The organism is Prosthecobacter sp. (assembly GCF_014879935.1).
Taxonomy (GTDB): Bacteria; Verrucomicrobiota; Verrucomicrobiia; order Verrucomicrobiales; family Verrucomicrobiaceae; genus Prosthecobacter.
In genome coordinates this window covers 21,825-41,417 of sequence record NZ_JACSRD010000213.1, presented here as the reverse complement: position 1 = coordinate 41,417, position 19,593 = coordinate 21,825, and the positions used below count along the sequence as shown (strand labels likewise).

Annotated in this window: 15 protein-coding genes and 1 pseudogene; 4 read left to right on the top strand and 12 right to left on the bottom strand. The window is 60.9% G+C overall.

Going from position 1 to position 19,593, the window contains the following annotated elements; translation table 11 throughout:
• Positions 1-18: 18 nt before the first annotated feature.
• Entirely contained in the window at positions 19-342 is a 324-nt protein-coding gene (locus tag IAE77_RS24350; RefSeq protein ID WP_294232328.1) for a hypothetical protein, read from the bottom strand.
• A 136-nt stretch (positions 343-478) separates the two neighbouring features.
• On the bottom strand, positions 479-748 hold the full coding sequence (locus IAE77_RS24345) for a hypothetical protein (protein ID WP_294232326.1): 270 nt from the start codon (positions 746-748) through the stop codon (positions 479-481).
• A gap of 432 nt (positions 749-1,180) precedes the next feature.
• On the opposite strand from IAE77_RS24345, the gene IAE77_RS24340 reads away from it, so the two are divergent.
• A complete protein-coding gene (locus IAE77_RS24340; protein ID WP_345781015.1) occupies positions 1,181-3,160 on the top strand; it encodes a DNA gyrase/topoisomerase IV subunit A in 1,980 nt (659 codons plus the stop codon).
• Positions 3,161-3,397: 237 nt separating this feature from the next.
• Here IAE77_RS24340 and IAE77_RS30975 read toward each other — a convergent pair.
• The 5 genes and pseudogenes from IAE77_RS30975 to IAE77_RS24320 all read right to left on the bottom strand — a co-directional run.
• A pseudogene (locus tag IAE77_RS30975) lies at positions 3,398-3,541 on the bottom strand (RNA-directed DNA polymerase (Reverse transcriptase)); the annotation flags it as partial.
• Between the two features lie 7 nt (positions 3,542-3,548).
• Positions 3,549-3,749: a reverse transcriptase domain-containing protein gene (locus IAE77_RS24335; RefSeq protein WP_294232323.1), complete on the bottom strand. Its 201-nt coding sequence runs from the start codon at positions 3,747-3,749 to the stop codon at positions 3,549-3,551.
• Entirely contained in the window at positions 3,746-4,183 is a 438-nt protein-coding gene (locus IAE77_RS24330; RefSeq protein ID WP_345781013.1) for a hypothetical protein, read from the bottom strand. The genes IAE77_RS24335 and IAE77_RS24330 overlap by 4 nt, the downstream gene beginning before the upstream one ends.
• Positions 4,184-5,131: 948 nt before the next feature.
• On the bottom strand, positions 5,132-6,406 hold the full coding sequence (locus tag IAE77_RS24325; RefSeq protein WP_294232321.1) for a hybrid sensor histidine kinase/response regulator: 1,275 nt from the start codon (positions 6,404-6,406) through the stop codon (positions 5,132-5,134).
• Positions 6,399-7,844 carry an ATP-binding protein gene (locus tag IAE77_RS24320; RefSeq protein WP_294232319.1) on the bottom strand — a complete coding sequence of 482 codons (1,446 nt, stop codon included), beginning with the start codon at positions 7,842-7,844 and terminating at the stop codon, positions 6,399-6,401. The genes IAE77_RS24325 and IAE77_RS24320 overlap by 8 nt, the downstream gene beginning before the upstream one ends.
• A 226-nt stretch (positions 7,845-8,070) precedes the next feature.
• Here IAE77_RS24320 and IAE77_RS24315 point away from each other — a divergent pair, with 226 nt between their 5' ends.
• The 3 genes from IAE77_RS24315 to IAE77_RS24305 are packed head-to-tail and all read left to right on the top strand — an operon-like array spanning position 8,071 to position 10,720.
• Positions 8,071-9,198 (top strand): glycerate kinase, encoded by a 1,128-nt coding sequence (locus tag IAE77_RS24315; protein ID WP_294232316.1) that lies wholly within the window; start codon positions 8,071-8,073, stop codon positions 9,196-9,198.
• Positions 9,199-9,246: 48 nt separating this feature from the next.
• A complete protein-coding gene (gene fabD / locus IAE77_RS24310) occupies positions 9,247-10,170 on the top strand; it encodes an ACP S-malonyltransferase (RefSeq protein ID WP_294232314.1) in 924 nt (307 codons plus the stop codon).
• 4 nt (positions 10,171-10,174) lie between these two features.
• Entirely contained in the window at positions 10,175-10,720 is a 546-nt protein-coding gene (locus IAE77_RS24305; RefSeq protein ID WP_294232312.1) for a redoxin domain-containing protein, read from the top strand.
• Positions 10,721-10,811: 91 nt separating this feature from the next.
• On the opposite strand, the gene gyrA is transcribed toward IAE77_RS24305, so the two are convergent.
• From gyrA to IAE77_RS24280, 5 genes are all read right to left on the bottom strand, one after another.
• Positions 10,812-13,475 carry a DNA gyrase subunit A gene (gyrA, locus tag IAE77_RS24300; protein WP_294232309.1) on the bottom strand — a complete coding sequence of 888 codons (2,664 nt, stop codon included), beginning with the start codon at positions 13,473-13,475 and terminating at the stop codon, positions 10,812-10,814.
• Positions 13,476-13,541: 66 nt separating this feature from the next.
• Positions 13,542-14,006: a four helix bundle protein gene (locus IAE77_RS24295; protein ID WP_294232307.1), complete on the bottom strand. Its 465-nt coding sequence runs from the start codon at positions 14,004-14,006 to the stop codon at positions 13,542-13,544.
• 48 nt (positions 14,007-14,054) lie between these two features.
• Positions 14,055-16,643: a DNA gyrase subunit B gene (locus tag IAE77_RS24290; RefSeq protein WP_294232305.1), complete on the bottom strand. Its 2,589-nt coding sequence runs from the start codon at positions 16,641-16,643 to the stop codon at positions 14,055-14,057.
• 393 nt (positions 16,644-17,036) lie between these two features.
• Positions 17,037-17,402, bottom strand: a complete 366-nt coding sequence (gene queD, locus IAE77_RS24285; RefSeq protein WP_294232303.1) for a 6-carboxytetrahydropterin synthase QueD — start codon at positions 17,400-17,402, stop codon at positions 17,037-17,039.
• A gap of 4 nt (positions 17,403-17,406) precedes the next feature.
• Positions 17,407-19,368, bottom strand: a complete 1,962-nt coding sequence (locus tag IAE77_RS24280) for a sulfatase (protein WP_294232301.1) — start codon at positions 19,366-19,368, stop codon at positions 17,407-17,409.
• Positions 19,369-19,593: the final 225 nt, after the last annotated feature.

The following is a 19,593-nucleotide window of genomic DNA, read 5'->3' as shown; positions in this document are numbered from 1 at the left end:
TCTACTGACCAGCTTAACTTAACGCTCCGCGTCGCCTTTGATACGGAAATGGATGCGGTCGTTCAGCACCACGTCCTCGCGCATCTCCCGCTGCCAAGCCACCGGATCAGGAATCACGTCCTTCAGCCCACCCAACGCTCGAATGGCTTCAAAAGCCGCCGTCCGTTTGGCCAGCATCTCCGGCGTGGCGGTCGGTATCACGCGCTTCGGCTTGGGCGAGGCCCCATTCGGCACCGAGAGCAGCACATGGGCACGCCCCGGCTTCAGCCATTCCGGCAGCGGCGAAAGCAACTTCAAGCTGCCATCGGCGCTGACTTCGACATCGGTTTCCAAGGTGTTCATGCCGCGAGTGTCGGCGATTCCCCCGAAATCGTCCAGCCTCTGAATTCCAGGGTGTAGGTGGGCCGATTCGTGCCTTGTTTGCCCACTGCCGGCTATCAGCATCGGCAGCTTCACTCCGTATTTGTGCCTCGCGTCATCACTTTTTATGAATTCGGTTTTCTCCCACCGATTCAGGGAGGCCCACAGATTGTCTGAGAAAAAGAAATCTGCGGGCCTCCTTGAATCTTGTATGTGGGAAATCACAAATCATGGTGACGCGAATGATGATCGAACGAACCTGAGGAGTGGGTAGAATGATGAAGGGTAAAATGATTGGGAACATCATTTTACCCGCCATCATTTTACCATCGGGTTCAAAAAAGCCGCATTTGGCGTGAGGCGCGGCTGGAATGAACAGCCCGGCCATCAGCAAGACGGGAGCCCAGAAGCATCGAACCGCTGACCTGACTCTAATCCCGATCCAATCTCTGACATCAGCGTCTCACGAGCGGTTCCGAGGTGGCTGGGCTTCAGCAGACAGAATGGTGGTAGAAAGATTGGGGGTAGAACGATTTCAGAACACAGGCATCCCAAGGGATTTGAGGTGGAGGGTGCTGACTGAGGGCGGGAAGCGGCTTGATTGGGTTTAGCAGATCATGGAGGCCTATGGCCTCCCCTGGGAGTCCGATTCTACAAACGCCCGAGGGGCTCAGAAGGCGAGAAGGGCCGGAACGTGAGGCACGGAAGCCTTGCGCCTGCCTCCTGAGCGTCTATTCTCGCCGCCCTTTCCCCCTTTGAACCGATTCCTGCCGTGGCCAAAAAGTCCTCCAAAAAAACCTCTGCTGAAGACAACTCCCCCATCCTGCCCTCCGCCGCGCCGGTGGAGCACAAGCCGGTGGACGACCTGTATGGCGACTGGTTCCTGGATTACGCGAGCTATGTGATCCTGGAACGCGCGGTGCCGCACATCCACGACGGCCTCAAACCCGTGCAGCGCCGCATTTTGCACTCGATGGACGAGCTGGAGGACGGCCGTTACAACAAGGTGGCGAACGTGGTGGGGAACACGATGAAGTATCACCCGCACGGGGATGCCTCGATCGGGGATGCAATGGTGCAGATCGGCCAGAAGGACCTGCTCATCGACACCCAGGGGAACTGGGGGAACACGCTGACGGGCGACAACGCGGCAGCGCCGCGATACATCGAGGCGCGGCTGTCGAAATTCGCCCTGGACGTGGTCTATAGCCCGAAGGTGACGGAGTGGGTGGCGAGCTATGACGGCCGCAACAAGGAGCCGGTGACGCTGCCGGTGAAGTTCCCGCTGCTGCTGGCGCAGGGCGTGGAAGGCATTGCGGTGGGCCTGTCCTGCCGCATTCTGCCGCACAATTTCATCGAGCTGTGCGATGCGAGCATCGCGGCGCTGCGGGGCGAGGAGGTGGACCTGCTGCCGGACTTTGCCACGGGCGGGATCATGGACGCGAAGGATTACAACGGCGGCCTGCGCGGCGGCCGGGTGCGCGTGCGGGCGAAGATCGAGGAAGGGCCGAAGAAGAACACGCTGATCATCACGGAGATCCCCTTTGGCACGACGACGGGCGGCCTGATGGACAGCATCGTGGCGGCGAACGAGAAAGGGAAGATCAAGATCGCCCGCGTGGATGACAACACGGCGGAGAAGGTGGAGCTGGTGGTGCAACTGCCGGCCGGAGCGGATGTGGAGCAGACGATCCAGGCGCTGTATGCCTTCACCGACTGCGAGGTGAGCCTTTCTCCGAACGCGGTGGTGATCCACGACGACAAGCCGCGCTTCCTGAACGTGAACGACCTGCTGAAGGCGAGCGCGGAGAACACCAAGAAGATCCTGGGCCAGGAGCTGGAGATCCTGCTGGGGGAGCTGAATGAGAAGTGGCACTTCAGCAGCCTGGAGAAGATTTTCATCGAGAACCGGATCTACCGGAAGATCGAGGAGTGCGAGACCTGGGAGGCGGTGATGGCGGCAATCTGGAAGGGCCTGAAGCCTTTCCTGGACCAACTGAAACGCCCGGTGACGGATGACGACGTGGCGCGGCTGACGGAGATCAAGATCAAGCGCATCTCGAAGTTCAACAGCTTCGAGGCGGACAACCACATCAAGGAGCTGGAGGAGGAGATCGACCAGGCGGAGAAATTCCTCAAAGCCCTGACGAAGTACACGATCCGGCATTTCGAGGAGCTGAAGAAGACCTACGGCCCCGGCCGCGAGCGGCGCACGGTGGTGAGCAGCTTTGAACGCGTGGCCGCCGCGGAGGTGATCATGCAGAACGAGACGCTTTACCTCAACGCCAAGGACGGCTTTGCCGGCACGGGCTTGAAGCGCGAGGGCGAACCGGTGTGCAAGTGCTCGCCGCTGGATGACGTGATCTTCTTCACCAAGGACGGCACGATGAGCGTGACGAAGGCCGGGGAGAAGTTCTTCGTGGGCAAGAACCCGCCGTACATCGGCCTGTTCAAGAAGGACGACCAGGCCGTTTACAGTCTGGTCTATCGCGACGGCCGCCAGGGCAGCGTGATGGCGAAGCGCTTCCGCGTGGGCGGCATCACCCGCGACAAGGAATACGTGCTGACGAAGGGCACGCCGGGCTCGACGGTGCTGTATCTCATCCGCCACGAGACGGAGGAGGAGAGCAACGCCTTCAGCGCCGTGGTGCACCTGAAGCCCGCGCTCTACCTGCGCAATCTCCAGATCAAGTTCCCCTTCAACTCCATCGCCATCAAGAACCGCGACAGCCAGGGCAACATCATCACCAAGCACAGCGTCGATCGCGTGGTGCGGGAGCCGAAGGCGGGGGATGCGTAGCGAATGACGAATGGCAGAGGGCGAAGGGCGAAGGGCGAAGAGTAGTGGGGGGCCTTCGTGCCTCCGTATGCGGTTGCCCAGCGCTTCCTGCATCACGAGGTGCCTCCCCATGCACCAGGCTCCGCGACTGCTGTGCGCAACGTCTCTTCGCGATGCTAGGATTCCCAGGCGGGCGAGGGCTGCACGGCGTCTGCTGGCGCTGTGCCAGCGTTGCCAAAAACACTTGCGCATGTGGCGGCGTATCCAGCCGCTCAACTGCACCATGTTCCGCAGCTCCTCGGCCCGGCCGTAGTAGGCCCACCAGCCGCGTTGATAGTTGCTCCATTGATCGCGCAACTGTGCGCTGCTCAGTGACTGCCGCGCATCCCACTTCGCCCTCACCTGGTCTTTATACCTCGCGATGGCCTGCGGTGAGGATGAAGCCCAGGAACTTGCGCTCCCGGACTCTCCCTACACCGCTCTTCTCCGCATTGACCTCCAGCTTGTGATGTCGGCCTATCCACCGGCTGATGACTTCCAGCACCCGCTGCGCAGCACGCTGGCTGCTCACGTAGATGTTGCAGTCGTCGGCGTAGCGGACGTGCTTCAATCCTCGGCGTTCGATCTCCTGTCGAGCTTGTCCAGGTAGATGTTGGCCAGCGGTGACAGCGGCCCGCCTTGCGGCGTGCCCTCTTCACTGCTGACTTTGCATCCTCCTGGCAGGACGATCCCTGCGCGCAGGAACCGCCCGATGAGCTGGCGCATCCGTTTGTCCCTCACGACGCGGCTGACCTGCGTCATGAGGATGTCGTGGCTCACTCGGTCGAGCCGAGCGCAGCGAGACAGCCAGCCTGACTTTTTCAATGATGCTGGCAACAACGCGGTGATGTCCATGTCCACCACCCACTCCCTCCCTTCCCGTGCCTGCCTCTGTGCGGCCTTGATGGCTCCATGCGCGCCGCGTCCGGGTCGGAACCCGTGGCTGCCCTCGCTGAAGTGGGGCTCGAACATCGGCTGCATCACTTGCAGCAGCATCTGCTGCACGAAGCGGTCAACCACGTTGGGGATGCTCAATGGCCGGATACCGCCATTGGGCTTGGGGATCCTTTGCGCTGCGCAGCTCCGGGCGGGTAGCTCCCCTTGAGCAGCTTGGCCTTGATCCCGGCTCCGTGTTTTGCGAGGTGACCCCTCGGTTCTTGCGTCCTGATGCCGTCGGGGCCGGGGGCGCCCGCATTGCGCTCAACTGCGCTCAGCGCCGCCTCCCTGTTGCCCGCCTCGACGGCTGCTTCCATTCCTGCCTCCTGCATTGCTGGCTTGTTCCCTGGGTGTCGCATGATCTCCGCAGTGCCGCTCTCCTCGCCGCTTGAGATGGCTGCACCATCGGGGAGGTTTGGGTTCGTGCCGGGTTTCGCGCCTGCGGCGCTAAAGTCGGCTGACGTTTGGGCGGGTGTTGCGCGGGTCACAGGCTCCCGGGTCGCTTTGCAGTCGTTCCTTCGGCCCTTCGCTCCTGCCGTCTTTCGGCGGCTCTCTTCACTACTATGGCCTCTGCTGACTTCTGCCCGGCTTCGCCGGACAGACCTCCTTGGGTAAGAACATGAGCTTTCCCCTCGTGCCACGGGTCTCTACCCGGAACGTCTTGATGGTCTTCGGACTTCGCGTTTGCTCGCACGCTTGTCGCCCGTTCCGAGCCTCGCTGGCCCTTCGTGTTCCTGTGGTCGAGGGTCTGCCTCGGACTTCTTTCAGCCACGACCTCGCGGCCGCTGCCTTGTCCTGCGGCTACGGTTAACTCCCATCGTTTCCGATCAGTTCCTTTCATCTGATTAGTTCATGTTCATGCCAAGCACACGAGCGCGGACGCCCTCGTCCGCGATGGAGGGCTTGAGTATGTTGTTCACGCTGCGTGAAGGGCTTTTCTCACGCAGCGTGAACAATGCACGAAGAGGCTTTAGCCCCGCTTAGCCCGGGCTAGAACTGAGAACAGCGGGGCTGCGATCAGGCGGCGGCCATGACTTCCTCACGCTGTTTCCAGCGCTGCTCGTGGTGGAGAAGCTGGCGGAAGAAGTCCTCCTCCTGCTTTGGACGGACGGTGGGATCGAGCGGCATGCTGAGGCGGAGCTCAAGGCCGCGGGGCTCCAGGTGGCGGGCTTCGGCGGTGCCACCGTGGAGGTGCATGGTGACGTAGCAGGCCATCATGTTCACGCCGAAGTCGTCGGGCTTCCGGCTGCGGGTGTAGAAGGGATCGAAGAGATTCGCGGGCTTGTCGGTGCCCTCCCAGGCACCGGTGTCGCGGACGTAAATGACGAGGTTGTCCTGGCCGGCGGCGTCGCGTTTCACGCGGGCGCTGATCTGGATGCTGTCGCCGGCGGCGAGGTGGGTGATCTCCTCCATGAAGATGAGACGCCACATCTGCCGGAAACGGCTGCCCTGGACGTGCAGGATGGGGATGTCCGGGGCGAGTTCGACATCGACGTGCAGGTTCTTGGCCTGGAGAGAGGTGGCGAACATGTTGATCATCTCGTCGAGCACGGCGTTGAGCGTGCATTCGTCGCCACGATCGAGCTGCTTGGCGTGGGAGGCTTCGGCCAGGCGGGCGAGGAGGGACTGGATGCGGTCGATCTGGCCCTGGGCCTGATTTTGCACATCGCCCCAGAAGGACATGTCGCGCGGACGGGCGCCGCCGATCTCCTCCATGAGCTTCATGGGGGCGAGGTCAATGAAGGCGCGGACGACGGTGAGGGCGTTGCGGAGGTGGTGGTTCAATCCTTCCGCGAGGATGCCGAGGCCGGAGATCTTGTCGGAGGACAGCATGTGGCGGACGGTGTCCGCCTTTTCGACGAGGAGTCGCTCGCGCTCGATGAGGGCGTGGTAGTAGTCGAGGGCGTGCTTGATGACGACCTCGAGCTCCTCGGGGTCCCAGGGCTTGTGGAGGTAGCGGAAGCAGCGGCCGGAATTCACGGCGTCCACGGCGGCCTGATAATCGGTGTAGGCGGTGACGAGGATGCGGATGAGGTTGGGATTGAGCTTGCGGGCGTGCTCCATCAATTCGACGCCGCTGGGGCCGGGCATGCGCTGGTCGGTGAGGAGCAGGCCGATCTGGGTGCCGTATTCCTGGAGGATGCGGTAGCCATCCATCGCGTTGGTGGCGATGTGGACGATGTAGTCGTCGCCGAAGAGCTCGCGGAAGTAATGCAGCGCCTTTTCCTCGTCATCCACATAGAGGATGTGATAAGGCGACTTCAACTGGGTGGGCATGGCGATCTCAGGCATGGGCGGGCCTCCTGAGACTGAGGGTGAACTGCGTGTGACTGCCTTCGGCGGTGTCGATCTTCACCTCGCCGCCCATCTGCTGGATGAGGCGGAAGCAAATGCTGAGGCCGAGGCCCATGCCCTGCCCGACTTGCTTCGTGGTGAAAAAGGGATCGAAGATCTTCGAGAGGTTCTCCTTGGGAATGCCGCTGCCGTTGTCGCGGACGATCAAATCGACGCCGGAGGCGGTGGGCTGCGCCTTGATGAGGATCGTGGGATCAGGACGGCCGGCGAGGGCATCAAGGCTATTCTGGACGAGGTTGAGCAGGATCTGGATCAGGTAGTTTTCATCCCCCTGGGCGATGATCCCGGGCGGGATCTCATCCACCAGCGTGACTTGACGGTCGTGGATCTCCTTGGCCAGGAGGCGCAAGGCCTTGCGCGAGGTTTCGTGCAGATCGATCGGCCGTGCGCCACGGTTTTCCGGATGGGCAAAGGTGCGCAGGTCGGACACGATGGCGGCCACGCGGTCGATGCCCTCGCCGATGTCGGCAGCGATGCTCTCAAAGCTTTCCGCCATCTCCGGCGGCAGGTGGCGGCTCTTCTTCTTGAGCAGGTAGATGGCCGACTTCACGTAGTTCAGCGGATTGTTGATCTCGTGGACGATCCCTGCGCTGAGACGGCCGATGGAGGCGAGCTTTTCGCTCTGATCGAGCTGCGCCTCGGTCTCGCGAAGGCGCTTCAGCGTGGCGGTGAGCTCCTCGTTGCGTGCGGACAGCTCCTCGCGCTGGTCCTCGACCTTGCAGCGGTTGCGGAACTCGCGCACGCGGATGGCGTGATGCTGGCGGCTGCCGAAGTAGAGCACGACGCAGTTCAGCAGGATGAAACCGGTGTTGTTCACGAAGATGCCTAGCGCGCGGGGATCTTCCGCCTCCTTCAAATTCGGCAGCGTGGAGGCCAGATAGGCCACCACCACCAGACCGAGCGTCAGACCGATCTCCCGGAAGGTCCAGTGGAACACAAAGGACGTGGCCACGATGCACAGCGTGAGCCCGGCGTAGTAGCCTGAGCCGGGATCACCGCTGAGATAGATCATGAAGCAGATCATGAGCGCCGGCAGCAGCGGCAGCACCACCGGGTAGGCGCGGCAGTATTTCCGCCCCAGGGAGCCATTCAGCGCCAGCAGCAGGGGCACGCAACTCGCGGCGCAGGCCACCCGCAGAACGAGGAATTCCCAGCCCCGCTCCGGGTAGGCCATCCAGTCGAGGAAATTGCACAGCGGCACCAGGACCATCACGAACCACGCCCCCATTCGGGCATTGCGGAGGTTCAGCTCCATCTGCTCTTGCTCGAACTTGTCGGCACGCGGCAGCGCCTCGGCAGGAGTGTCGTATGAAACGCGCTCCTGCCTTGCTTGAACCAGAGGAGGACTGGTGTCTGCCAAAGCCACAAAAGACATAAATTTTACAAACTATGGTAAATATAGGCGGATCATCAGCTGCCAAGCAACGCCAAATTACAACTTCCTGACAATCTCCCGGCCTGTTCTGGCCCTGCTTTTTGCCCGATTTCCAAGGCTCGGCCCGGGCCCTTCCCCGCCGATGTGTGAGGACGGCCCACCACTGCCGATTCAGAACACACCGCGCCTTGGCAGCCGGTGCCACCTCGCCATCATCGGCGGTTCCATGCGCATCCTCGTCGCCATCGACAAGTTCAAGGGCTCCATTGCCGCCACCGCCGCCGCCCAGGCCATCGAATCTGCCCTGAAACAGGCGCTTCCCGGCGTGGAATGCGATTCCTGCCCCATCGCCGACGGTGGCGAAGGCACGGCGGAGGCCGTCATTGCCGCGCTCCGTGGCGAGTGGTGCAGCGTTCCCACCAGCGACGCCCGCAAGCGGCCCGCCGTGGCCCGTTACGGCCTGGTGCGGGATGGCGGCACGCTCGAAGCCGTCATGGAAATGAGCGCCGCCTCCGGCCTAGCAATGGTCAGCGATCTTCCGCTCGATCCTGCCACCGCCACCACCGGCGGCACCGGCTGGATGATGCAGGACGCCATCAACAGGGGTGTCAGTCGCATCGTCATCGGCATCGGCGGCAGCGCCACGAACGATGGCGGCATCGGCATGGCCCACGTCCTGGGGTTTCGGTTTCTCGATGCGGATGGTTCCCCGCTGGAGCCTGAGATTCAAAACATGGACCGCCTGTCCCGCATCGTCCCGCCGACCAAGCTCGACCTTCCTGAAATTCTCGTCGCTTGTGATGTGAACAATCCGCTGCTCGGCCCGCAGGGCTGCACGCGGGTTTATGGCCCGCAGAAGGGCGTCACGGACTGCGATTTCTTCGAGTCCCGCCTCCTGCGCCTCGCTGACATTGCGAAACGGGACCTCGGCATCAACCATCGTGATGTTCCCGGCGCTGGAGCCGCTGGTGGACTGGGTTTCGGCCTCATGACCTTCTGCAAAGCCCGGCTCACCAGTGGATTCGATCTGATCGCCGATCTCGTGCATTTGAAGGATCGGATCGCGGCGGCTGACCTCGTCATCACGGGTGAAGGCCGTCTCGACGCCCAGACACTGCACGGCAAAGGTCCGATGGGTGTGGCTGGCATGGCCAGGGCGCTCGGAAAACCCGTCGCCGCGTTCGCCGGAGCCATCGAGGCCGAAGACCAGCTCCGCACCCGCTTTGACCTGCTTTGCGCCATCAAGCCCGCCGAAATGCCGCTGGCCGAGGCCATGCGACGCGGTGCCGAACTCCTTGAAGCCGCCGTGCTCTCGCAATCCCCTGCCTTGCAAGCACTTGCACAGCCTCGCTGACCGTGCTCAATCCCTCCCACCCTCATCCCTGATCCCTCATCTCCCTTCATGAAAGCAGTTCTCCTCTTCGCCGGTCAAGGCGCCCAAAAAGTCGGCATGGGCAAAGACCTCGCCGATGCCTACCCCGTCGTGCGTGACCTGTTTGACGCCGCCAACAACGCCATCGGCCCCTGGCTGACGAATGCGATGTTCGAAGGCCCCATGGAGGAGCTCACCAAGACCAGCCGCTGCCAGCCTGCGCTCTATGCGCATGGCCTCGCCATCCTGGAAGTGCTCAAATCGAAGGTGCCCTCGCTCGAAATCACCGCCACGGCCGGTCTTTCCCTGGGAGAATTCACCGCGCACGCCGCCGCAGGGACATTCGATTTCGCCACCGGCCTCAATCTTGTCTTCCAGCGCGGCAGCTTCATGGAGGAAGCCTGCGAAAACACCAAGGGTGCCATGCTGGCCATGATCGGCGGCGAAGAATCCGCCATCCGTGAACTCGCCCAGGAATGTGACGTCGATGTCGCCAACCTCAACGCTCCCGGACAGATCGTGCTCAGTGGCAGTGTCGAAGGCATCGAAGCCGCCGCAGCCAAGGCGAAGGAAAAAGGCATCAAACGCGCGATTCCCCTGCCCGTCGCCGGCGCCTATCACAGCCGCTTGATGAAGACCGCGCAGGACAAACTCGCCGCAGCCCTGTCCACCGCGACGATTCAAAGCCCGCGAGTGCCCGTGGTCTGCAACTTCGAAGCACGCCCGGTTTCGACTCCGGAGGAGATTCGCTCCACGCTCACGAGCCAGGTCACTGGCAGCGTTCGCTGGGTCGAATCCATGCAGCATCTGATCGCCGCTGGGCACACGCTCTTCATCGAACTCGGCCCCGATGCCACCCTCGCCGGACTCATGGGCAAGATCGACAAATCCGTGAAGGTGATCTCGATCAAGGACGTCGCCTCGCTCGACGCGGCGGTCGCCCAACTGCAATAAGGCCATGAAAACCTTGCTCTGCGCCCTGCTGCTGTTCACCGGCAGCGTCTCGGCGCTCGAATTGCCCGCCACGGACGGCCAAAGCTACGATCCACTGGCGGCCAGCGACAAGAAGGCCGTCGTGCTGTTCTTCGTGTCGCCCTTCTGCTCGACGACCAAGTCGTTCATGAAGGAGATCAACCAGATCTCCGCCGACTACGCCGACAAAGCAGTGGTTCACCTCGTCCACTCCGATCCAGAGATCACCAAAGAGGTCGCCCTGGAGCACGCGGTCCTTTCCGAGGTCAAAACGACCGTCTTGATCGACAAGGCACAGGTCCTGGCGAAGCAGGTTCAGGCCAAAATCACCCCGGAGGCCGTGGTGATGGACGCAGTTGGCAAGACACTCTACAAAGGCCGCATCAACGACCTGTACCTCGGCCCCACGAAACGCCAGCGTGCAGCGACCACCCAGGACCTGCGCAACGCACTGGACGCCATCCTCGCCGGCAAACCCGTGCCAGAGCCACAGCATGAAGCCCAAGGCTGCAAGATCGGCGGCATGAAGTGATTCAAAAACTGCCGAATCGGCAGCTTCAAAAACGCTCTCACAACTTGCGCGTTTACTGACGTCCGCATGACAGGCCGGGTCAATGTTCCTGTCAAACGCGGTCAGACGCTCCACTTGAGCCCTCGCCCGCACCTTCCGGAACAGACGAAGTGTCAGGCTCGGAACTGGCCTTTGAGTCCTCAACAGCGGGTTCGCCCACTTCCTCCTCATCCGCGATCACCGTGGCCACGTCCTGGATGGTTTCGCCTTCGTTCAGCGTCATGAGCTTCACGCCTTGGGCATTGCGGCCCGTTTCGCGGATCTGGCTGACCTTGATGCGCACGCTTTGACCTTTGCTGGTCATGAGCATGAGCTCATCGGTTTCCTTCACGGCGAGAGCAGCGACGACTTTGCCGGTTTTTTCGGTGACGTTCATGGTGATGACGCCTTTGCCACCGCGGTTGATCATGCGGTATTCTTCGAACGGCGTGCGCTTGCCGAGGCCGTTTTCGCTGACGACGAGCACCATGGTGCCAGCTTCGTTGGTGAGGCAGCTCACAAGGAAGTCGTCGGCATCGAGCATCACACCACGCACGCCGGCCGTGTTGCGGCCGATCGGACGCAGATTTGGCGAGGTGGGATCTTCGCCGGTTTCGTGGAAACGCACGCACATACCTTCATGCGTGACGAGGCAGACTTCCTTGGTGCCGTCGGTGAGCACGACATCGACGAGATCGTTGCCTTCATCGAGCTTGATGGCGATGATGCCGTCCTTGCGGTAGTTTTTGAACTCTTCGAGGGCGGTTTTCTTGATGGTGCCGTCCTTCGTTGCGAAGAGCACGTAGCGATCTGCAGCCCACATGGCCTCGTCCTCGGCTCCTTGAGCCTTCAAGATGAGCACGCTGGCGATTTTTTCCTCCGTGCGAAGGTTGAGCACGTTTTTGATGCTGCGGCCTTTGCCGGTTCGGGTGGCCTGCGGGATCTGATACACACGCTCGACATACATGCGGCCCGTGTTCGTGAAGAAGAGCAGGAAGTCGTGAAGCTGGGCGCTGAAGAGATGCTCGACGAAGTCGTCGGCGTCCTCCTCGCTCTGCGCCTCGCGGGTTTCCATGCCTTTGAGGCCCTTGCCGCCGCGGCCTTGCAGACGGTATTCGGCGGTGGGCGTGCGTTTGATGCTGCCCATGTGCGTCATCGTGACGATGGCGGCCTCGTTCGGGATGAGATCGACGCTGTCGATGTCGCCGGAGACGGCCTCGATGCGCGTGAGGCGCGGCGTGGCGTGCTTGGCCTTGATGACGTTCAGCTCGTCTTTGATGATCGTGAGCACGCGGTGCTCGTTCGCGAGGATGTCGAGCAGGTCCTTGATGGTGGCGAGGATGGCGTCGTATTCGGCCTTCACCTTGTCACGCTCCATGCCGGTGAGCTGATAAAGGCGGAGTTCGAGGATGTCATCGACCTGCTTGTCGGTGAAGACGTAGCGACCGTCCTGGATGCTCGGCTGGCCGCGAATGAGCAGGCCGAGGCTCTCGGCGGTGGCGACTGGGAAGGTGTAGGCCTTCAGTCCGGCGCGGGCTTCGTCGCGGTTGCGGCTGTCGCGGATGATCTTGATGAAATCATCGAGGTGACCGAGCGCGAGGAGGAAGGCTTCGAGTTTTTCGGCCTGCACCTCAGCTTTGCCGAGCAGATACTTCGTGCGGCGGATGATGACCTCGCGGCGGTGCTCGATGTAGCAGCCGATGGCGTCTTTGATGCCGAAAACGCGCGGGCGGTTGCCGTCGATGGCGAGCATGTGGACGCTGAAGGAGGCCTCCAGCTCGGTGTGCTTGTATAAATTGTTCAGCACGACCTGCGCACGCGCATCCTTCTTCAAATCGACGACGAGGCGCGAGTTCTCATCGGACTCATTTCGCACGCTGCTGATTTCCGGTATGATTTTTTCGTTCGCGAGCTCGGCGATCTTCTTTTCGAGCTCCGCGCGGTTCACGTTGTAGGGGATCTCGGTGATGACGATCTGCTCGCGGTTGCCGTTTTCGACAATCTCGGCCTGACCGCGGATCCGCACGCTGCCGTGACCGGTTTCCATGTATTCGCGGATGCCCGTGGTGCCCATGATGGTGCATCCCGTCGGGAAATCGGGCCCTTTGATGTGCGCCATCAGCTCCGGCGTGGTGATCGCCGGATTGTCAATCTGCGCGCAAACGGCATCGACGACCTCGCCGAGGTTGTGCGGCGGCATATTCGTCGCCATGCCGACCGCGATACCCGTGCCGCCATTGACGAGCAGGTTTGGAAACGCCGCCGGGAACACAGTGGGCTCGGTGAGTCGCTCGTCATAATTCGGGACGAAATCGACCGTGTCCTTGTCCATGTCCTGCATCAAAGCGCCGCCAAGGTGCGTCATGCGCGCCTCGGTATAACGCATGGCCGCCGGAGGGTCACCTTCCACGCTGCCGAAGTTCCCCTGCGGATCGATCAAGGTCTCCCGCATGGCCCATTCCTGCCCCATGTGAACGAGCGTCGGGTAAATGACCGCCTCGCCGTGCGGATGGTAGTTACCCGAAGTGTCACCCGCGATCTTCGCGCACTTCACATGCTTCTTCGGCGGGTAAAGCGACAGCTCATGCATCGCGTAAAGGATACGCCGCTGAGAGGGCTTCAATCCGTCGCGCACATCCGGCAAAGCGCGGGAGATAATGACGGACATCGAGTAGTCGAGGAAGCTGTTCTTCACTTCGTCGGCTACCGAGATGGGGCGTGTGTTGGAGTCTTGCATGAAGGGAGCTGTAAAGGGGATGGGGCGGGATGCGGGTCAAAATGCGGCGGAGCCGCAGTCAAGAGGTCAAGGATTGGTCAAGCGGGCGGGATCGCGGCTGGCGAGGAATTCCTCGAGTGGCGGAAGCTCGACCTCGGTTTCAGGAGACTCTTCACGAAGGACATTACCGGAGGTGCGGCCGAGGGAGTGAATGTAGTTGTCGAGTTGCCGACGGAGTGTTTCGAGACGTAGCGCGAGATCATCGGCTATGCCTGAGCTGAGCAGATGGCGACTCACCGCTTTTTCGAGCCAGGTCTGTGTCTCGCGCAGCGAACCTCGGGCGTAGTAGCAGAACTTGGCGTTCTCTTTGAAGGAATAGCGCCCGTATCCCTCCGAGATGTTTGCGGCGATCGAGTCAGCGGAACGTATCCATTGCAAACCAATCGTCTGCTTCGCCAGCCACTCCCAGCCCGCGGTGATCGACCACACGTCTTCTCCAACTCGCATGGCGAGCTGATAGACTCTCAATTCATGTAGATCGACCGTTCCCATAACAACTCTTTGACGATTCTTGACAGCTTCTTGACCCCTTGACGGCATTCAAACATCAAGGTTCCGCACATTCAGCGCATTCTCTTCGATGAAGTGCTTTCGAGGCTCGACGACATCACCCATGAGGATGGTGAAGATGCGTTCGGCTTCGTGGGCGTTGCTCTCGTCGAGCTTGATCTGGAGGAGAGTGCGCTTTGTCGGGTCCATGGTGGTCTCGAAGAGTTGCTTGGCGTTCATTTCACCGAGACCTTTGAAGCGCTTGATCTCCATGCCGCGTTTGCCGATCTCCATGACCTTGTCGAGGATGCCGGGGATGCTGAAAACGGGATGGACCTTGGCGTTGTCGCCATCGCCTTCGATGACTTCGAAGAGGGGCTTGTCCTGGCTGCTGAAGTGATCGACGTGCAATCCAAGCTCATCGAGCTGCTTGAAGCGGGCTTTCATGCCGTGGGCTTCATGAACCTCGATCAAACGGGCGCGGCGGGTTTGTTTCGGCGCGGTGCCGTTGGCTCCTTCGACCTCCGGTTTGCCGAAAAGGTGCAGATCGGCGTTTTCGCGGGCGAAATTGGCCAGCGTGTCGCGGTCGAGGAGGTATTTGACGTGCACTTCATTGCCCTCGCGGATGATGACGAGGTAGTGAGGCAGTTCGCCGGTCTCCGTGTTGCGATGCTGGAGGTAGGTTTCGAAGTCCGCGCCGTGGCGGCGAATGATGTCGGCAAATTTCGCCATCGGCACGAGTTGCTGGAGGATTTGCTTCAGCTTGTCGGACTCGACCTTGGTGTTGTCAGACACATTGCGCAGGGTGATCTCGCCGGAGCCGAGTTCGAGGAGGATGGCGTCCATTTCCTCGTCGTTTTGCACATACTCCTCGCGCTTTTTGCGCGTCACCTGATACAGCGGCGGCTGCGCGACATAAATGTGGCCGCGTTTCACCAACTCCGGCATCTGGCGGAAAAAGAACGTCAGCAGCAGCGTGCGGATGTGACTGCCGTCCACGTCAGCATCGGTCATGATGATGATCTTGTGATAGCGGAGCTTTTCGAGATTGAAGCTGCCTTCCACTTCGCTGTCGCCACCGATGCCGGTGCCGATGGCGGTGATCATGGTTTGGATTTCCTTGTTCGCGAGCACCTTCTCCAGGCGGGCCTTCTCCGTATTGATGAGTTTACCACGCAGAGGCAAAATCGCCTGATTGTGACGATTGCGTCCCATCTTGGCGGAGCCACCGGCGGAGTCACCCTCGACAATGAACAGCTCGGTCTTCGACGCATCACGCTCGGAGCAGTCGGCAAGCTTGCCGGGCAAACCGCCGCTGCTCATCGCATCCTTGCGGATGGCCTCGCGGGCACGGGCGGCAGCGAGACGTGACTTCGCGGCGATGATGATGTTTTCGACAATCGACTTCGCGGTGTCGGGATTGTGATCAAAGTGATGCAGCAGGCCCTCATACACGACAGAACTCACCACGCCCTCGACCTCGCCGTTCACGAGCTTCACCTTCGTCTGCGAATTGAAACGCGGATGCGGATGCTTCACGCTGAGCACGCAGGTGAGGCCTTCGCGGCAGTCATCGCTGTCGATGTCGAGCTCAGGCCACTTGGCCTTGTCCTTGATCGGCGCCTTCGTCTTGCCCTTCTCACCATACTGCTCCGGGTGATCGACGATGTATTTCTTCACCGCACGGGTCAGCGCCGTCTTCAGACCGGTGTAGTGCGTGCCGTAATCCGGGTTTGGGATGGCATTGGCAAAGCAAAGCGTGTGCTCGCCGAGGCTCTTGTGATACTGCAGCACGCAATCCACGAGAATGAATTTGTTTTTGTCCTCCAGCACCACCTCGCGACGACCCGCGAGCGCGATGGGCTCGGGATGCACGCGGTCCTTGCCTTCGCCAAGTTCATTCACGAACTGCTTCACGCCTTCGGTGTAGAGCAAAGTCTCGACGCGAGGCGATTCGCCACGTTCGTCGGCCAGATGAATCGTGATACCCGGATTCAAGAAGGCAAGCTCGCGAAGGCGAGTGCGCAGACGCTCAAACACAAACGCCGTCGTCACCGTGAAGATCGTCGCGTCCGGGAAGAAGCTGATCTTCGTGCCCGTGCGCTTCGCATCATCGAGATCGCCCAGCACCTTCAGCGGCTCCGTCGTGATGCCGCGCTCAAAGCCGATCGCGTGGATCTTGCCATCGCGATAGACCTCGCACTTGAACCAATCCGAGAGCGCATTCACGCACTTCGCGCCGACGCCGTGAAGGCCGCCGGAGAACTCATACGCGCCATCGCCGAACTTGCCGCCCGCGTGAAGGTTCGTGAGCACCAATTCGACCGTCGGCATGCCTTTGGGGTGCATTTCCACCGGGATGCCGCGTCCATCGTCCTCGATGCTGATGGAGCCGTCGGAGTGAATGTTGATCCAGACGTTTTTGCAAAAGCCCGCGAGATGCTCGTCGATCGAGTTGTCCACCACTTCAAACACGCAGTGGTGCAGGCCGCGTTCATCCGTCTCACCGATGTACATGCCGGGGCGCATGCGCACGGCCTTGAGGCCTTCCAGGTGCTGGATTTGGGAAGCGCCGTAAGCCTGGTCAGCAGCTACAGCGGTGGAGTTTGATCCCGTGGAATCAATGATGTCGTCTGGCATAAAAAAGTCTGAGAAGCCCTCACCGAAATCCGTCCAAGAATTCCCTTCGGAAAATGTGCCCGGTGAAGGCGATTTCAGACTAGCAAGATGCCCCCTGCGGCAAAGGCTTTTTTGCCTCCGGACGCAGTCTTTTTTCACCTCGGACGCGACCTCATACCACGCCTTGCAAAATGGGCGTTAAAATCTGCCGGCTGGCCCATCCGACGAGGATGGGCCGACGCTGAGGTCAACAGCATGGCCAGGGCTTTTCACGCCGCGCTGTAGATGCCGCAGCCACTCCCAGCTAGATCAGCAAGGGCATCGCAGAACACCTTGTCATCCGGTCGTCTCTTACCTTCGTCTATCGGCGGGCAGCACGAGCGCCCTCGCCAGCCACGTCCGCTGAACGCCTCCTCAAAACTCGCCGCGGAAAATGCAGCGAGCGCTTGGAGTCTCGTGAAGCACTATCTCGCAGAGCCCGGGGAGTTGGGGCGCGAGCTTTTTCCAGAGCCAGGCACACATGTTTTCGATCGTCGGGTTTTCGAGGCCTTCGATCTCGTTGAGATAGGAGTGGTCGATCAGGTCAATGATGGGTTTCATCGCCTTCGAAATCTCGGCGTGGTCGTACACCCAGCCAATCGCCGGATTGACCTCGCCCTCGATGGCGATCTCCAGCTTGAAGGAGTGACCGTGCATCTTGGTGCACTTGTGGTCGCAGGGCAGATTGGGCAGCGTCTGGGCTGCCTCAAAACGGAAGTCTTTGATGACGCGGGCTCGCATGGGGTCAGTTCGCAGTTTTCGTTTCGCGGTTTTCGATGGGGGTGGTGACGTGGGGAGGAAGGATGGTGAGATTCATCCGGTGGACGACGCCGTCAAACGGCGTGCTGTCGGGATGACTGGCTGCCTTCAAGATGCCGAAACTCTGCCCTACCGCGATGCCGGATTTCGGTTCCTGCGGAAATCCTTTCTCAAACGGTGCCACGCCGATGACTTCGCTGTGCCCCGGCACGGCGAGTGAGAGCGATCCACCGCCATCAATCTGGGCTCTGATGTTGACGCGGCCCTTTTCCAGGGCGGCACCGCTCACCACCACCTCCTTGCCCTCCGCAAACACGGTCAGCGTCGGCTTTGAAGCCACCAGATGCAGCGCGTAACCGGATTGTTCATCGCCTTGAGCCAGCAGCGTGCTGTCCTGGTCGATCTGCGGGTCGAAATCGAAGGCCGCGTTGATGAAGACGCCCCTGCCCTGCAATTTCGGCGCGTCTGCGGCACTGATTTCATCGCCTGGGACCAAACTGAGATCGACGGAGCCAGACGGACTCGATGCATGCACAATCTCAGACGGCGGACGGGAGGCGTTTTTGAATTCCGCCGGGAAAAAGGCGGCCAGACGCTTCTTTTCAGCCTCGTGCTCGGGCTTGGTGGCCAAGTTCGTCCATTCATTCGGATCGGTCTGGTGATCGTAAAGTTCCTCGCTGCCGTCCGCATATCGGATGTAACGCCAGCGCTCGTCCCGTGCCGCGTAACCGGCCTTTTGGCCGCCGCCCGTGCAGGTGATTGCCGGTTTGTCGCGTTTCGCCGCCGGGTCGAGCAGCAGGGGCTTCAGACTGGTGCCGTCGAGGTGCTCAGGCTTCGGCACTTTCACCAAATCGCAGAGCGTGGGATAAAGATCGATCAAGGCCACGGACTGCGATGAGACCGTGTCCGGCTTGGTGAGCTGCGGAGAGTAGATCGTCAGCGGCACGCGCGTGGTCGGCTCCCACAGCTTGCCTTTGTGCCACATCTGCTTTTCACCCAGATACCACCCATGATCGGAGGTGAACACGATGATGGTGTTCCTGGCATTCGGCCCTTTCTCAACCGCATCCAGGATGCGGCCGAGCATCGCATCACAAAACGCCACGCTGGCCAGGTAGGCACGCACGGCGTCCTTCCAGAGGTTCTTTTCGACGATTTTCGAGTGATAGCCCGCTTTGAGATGGCCTTTGGCGATTTCAGGCATGTCGTCAAGATCGTCCGCCTTCACCTCCGGCAGTTTGATTGCGTCCAGCGGGAGGGCGTCGATGTACATCTGCGGGACATACCAGGGCGAATGCGGCCGGTAGAGGCCCAGGGCGAGGAAAAAAGGCTTCTTATGCTTTTGGGAGAGGAATTCGGCCGCAAAGGCGGCGACTTGACCATCATCAGTCTTTTCATCTTCGACCTGGATGCCACCCCAGTCCCAATGCCAGATATTGAGGCCGTTGAAATTCTGCCCGGTGTGGACGGGGAGGTCTGGAATCTGCACTCCCGCTTGAGGAAAGCGTTGGTCCCACGCCGCATCCTGCTCAAACCCACGCCTGCCACCATGCCAGCCTGCTAGACGACCTTCCGGACCGCCATGATTCGCGTGAAAAATCTTCCCCGCAGCCACGGTGCTGAAGCCCTGGCCTTTGAAGTGCTCCGGCAGCGTCGGTTTGTCAGCGATCTGGACGCTGCGCCGCCAGTCCTGCTCATTGCCAAAGACGCCGCTCGACGAGGGCAGCATGCCTGTCAGCAGACTGGTGCGCGAGGGATTGCAGAGGGCGTAATTGCAATGGGCGTTCGTGAAACGCATGCCCATCTTTGCCAGGCGGTCCATGTTTGGTGTCACGGACTGCGGGTGCCCCCCCATCCAGCCGACGTAGTCACGCAGATCGTCCGCGATGATGAACACCACGTTCGGCTTGCCATGGGCGGAGACGATGGCGCGGGATTTCGCCTTCACGGCCGCTAGCAGAATGCCAGGAACAATGAACATCAGTAGCGCCCAGGTGCAGATGAATCTCGACATCCGGCCCAGCCTCGCATGGGCGGCACGATCTGTCGAGCAAGCGTCCTGCCGACAATGCTGGGGGCGGCGTTTTCAGATGTGGTGATACGCTCGTCGGACTTTGTGAAATTTTTCACAAATAGGGCTTGCCCCCCTGGATCATCTGGCTAGAAAAACCGT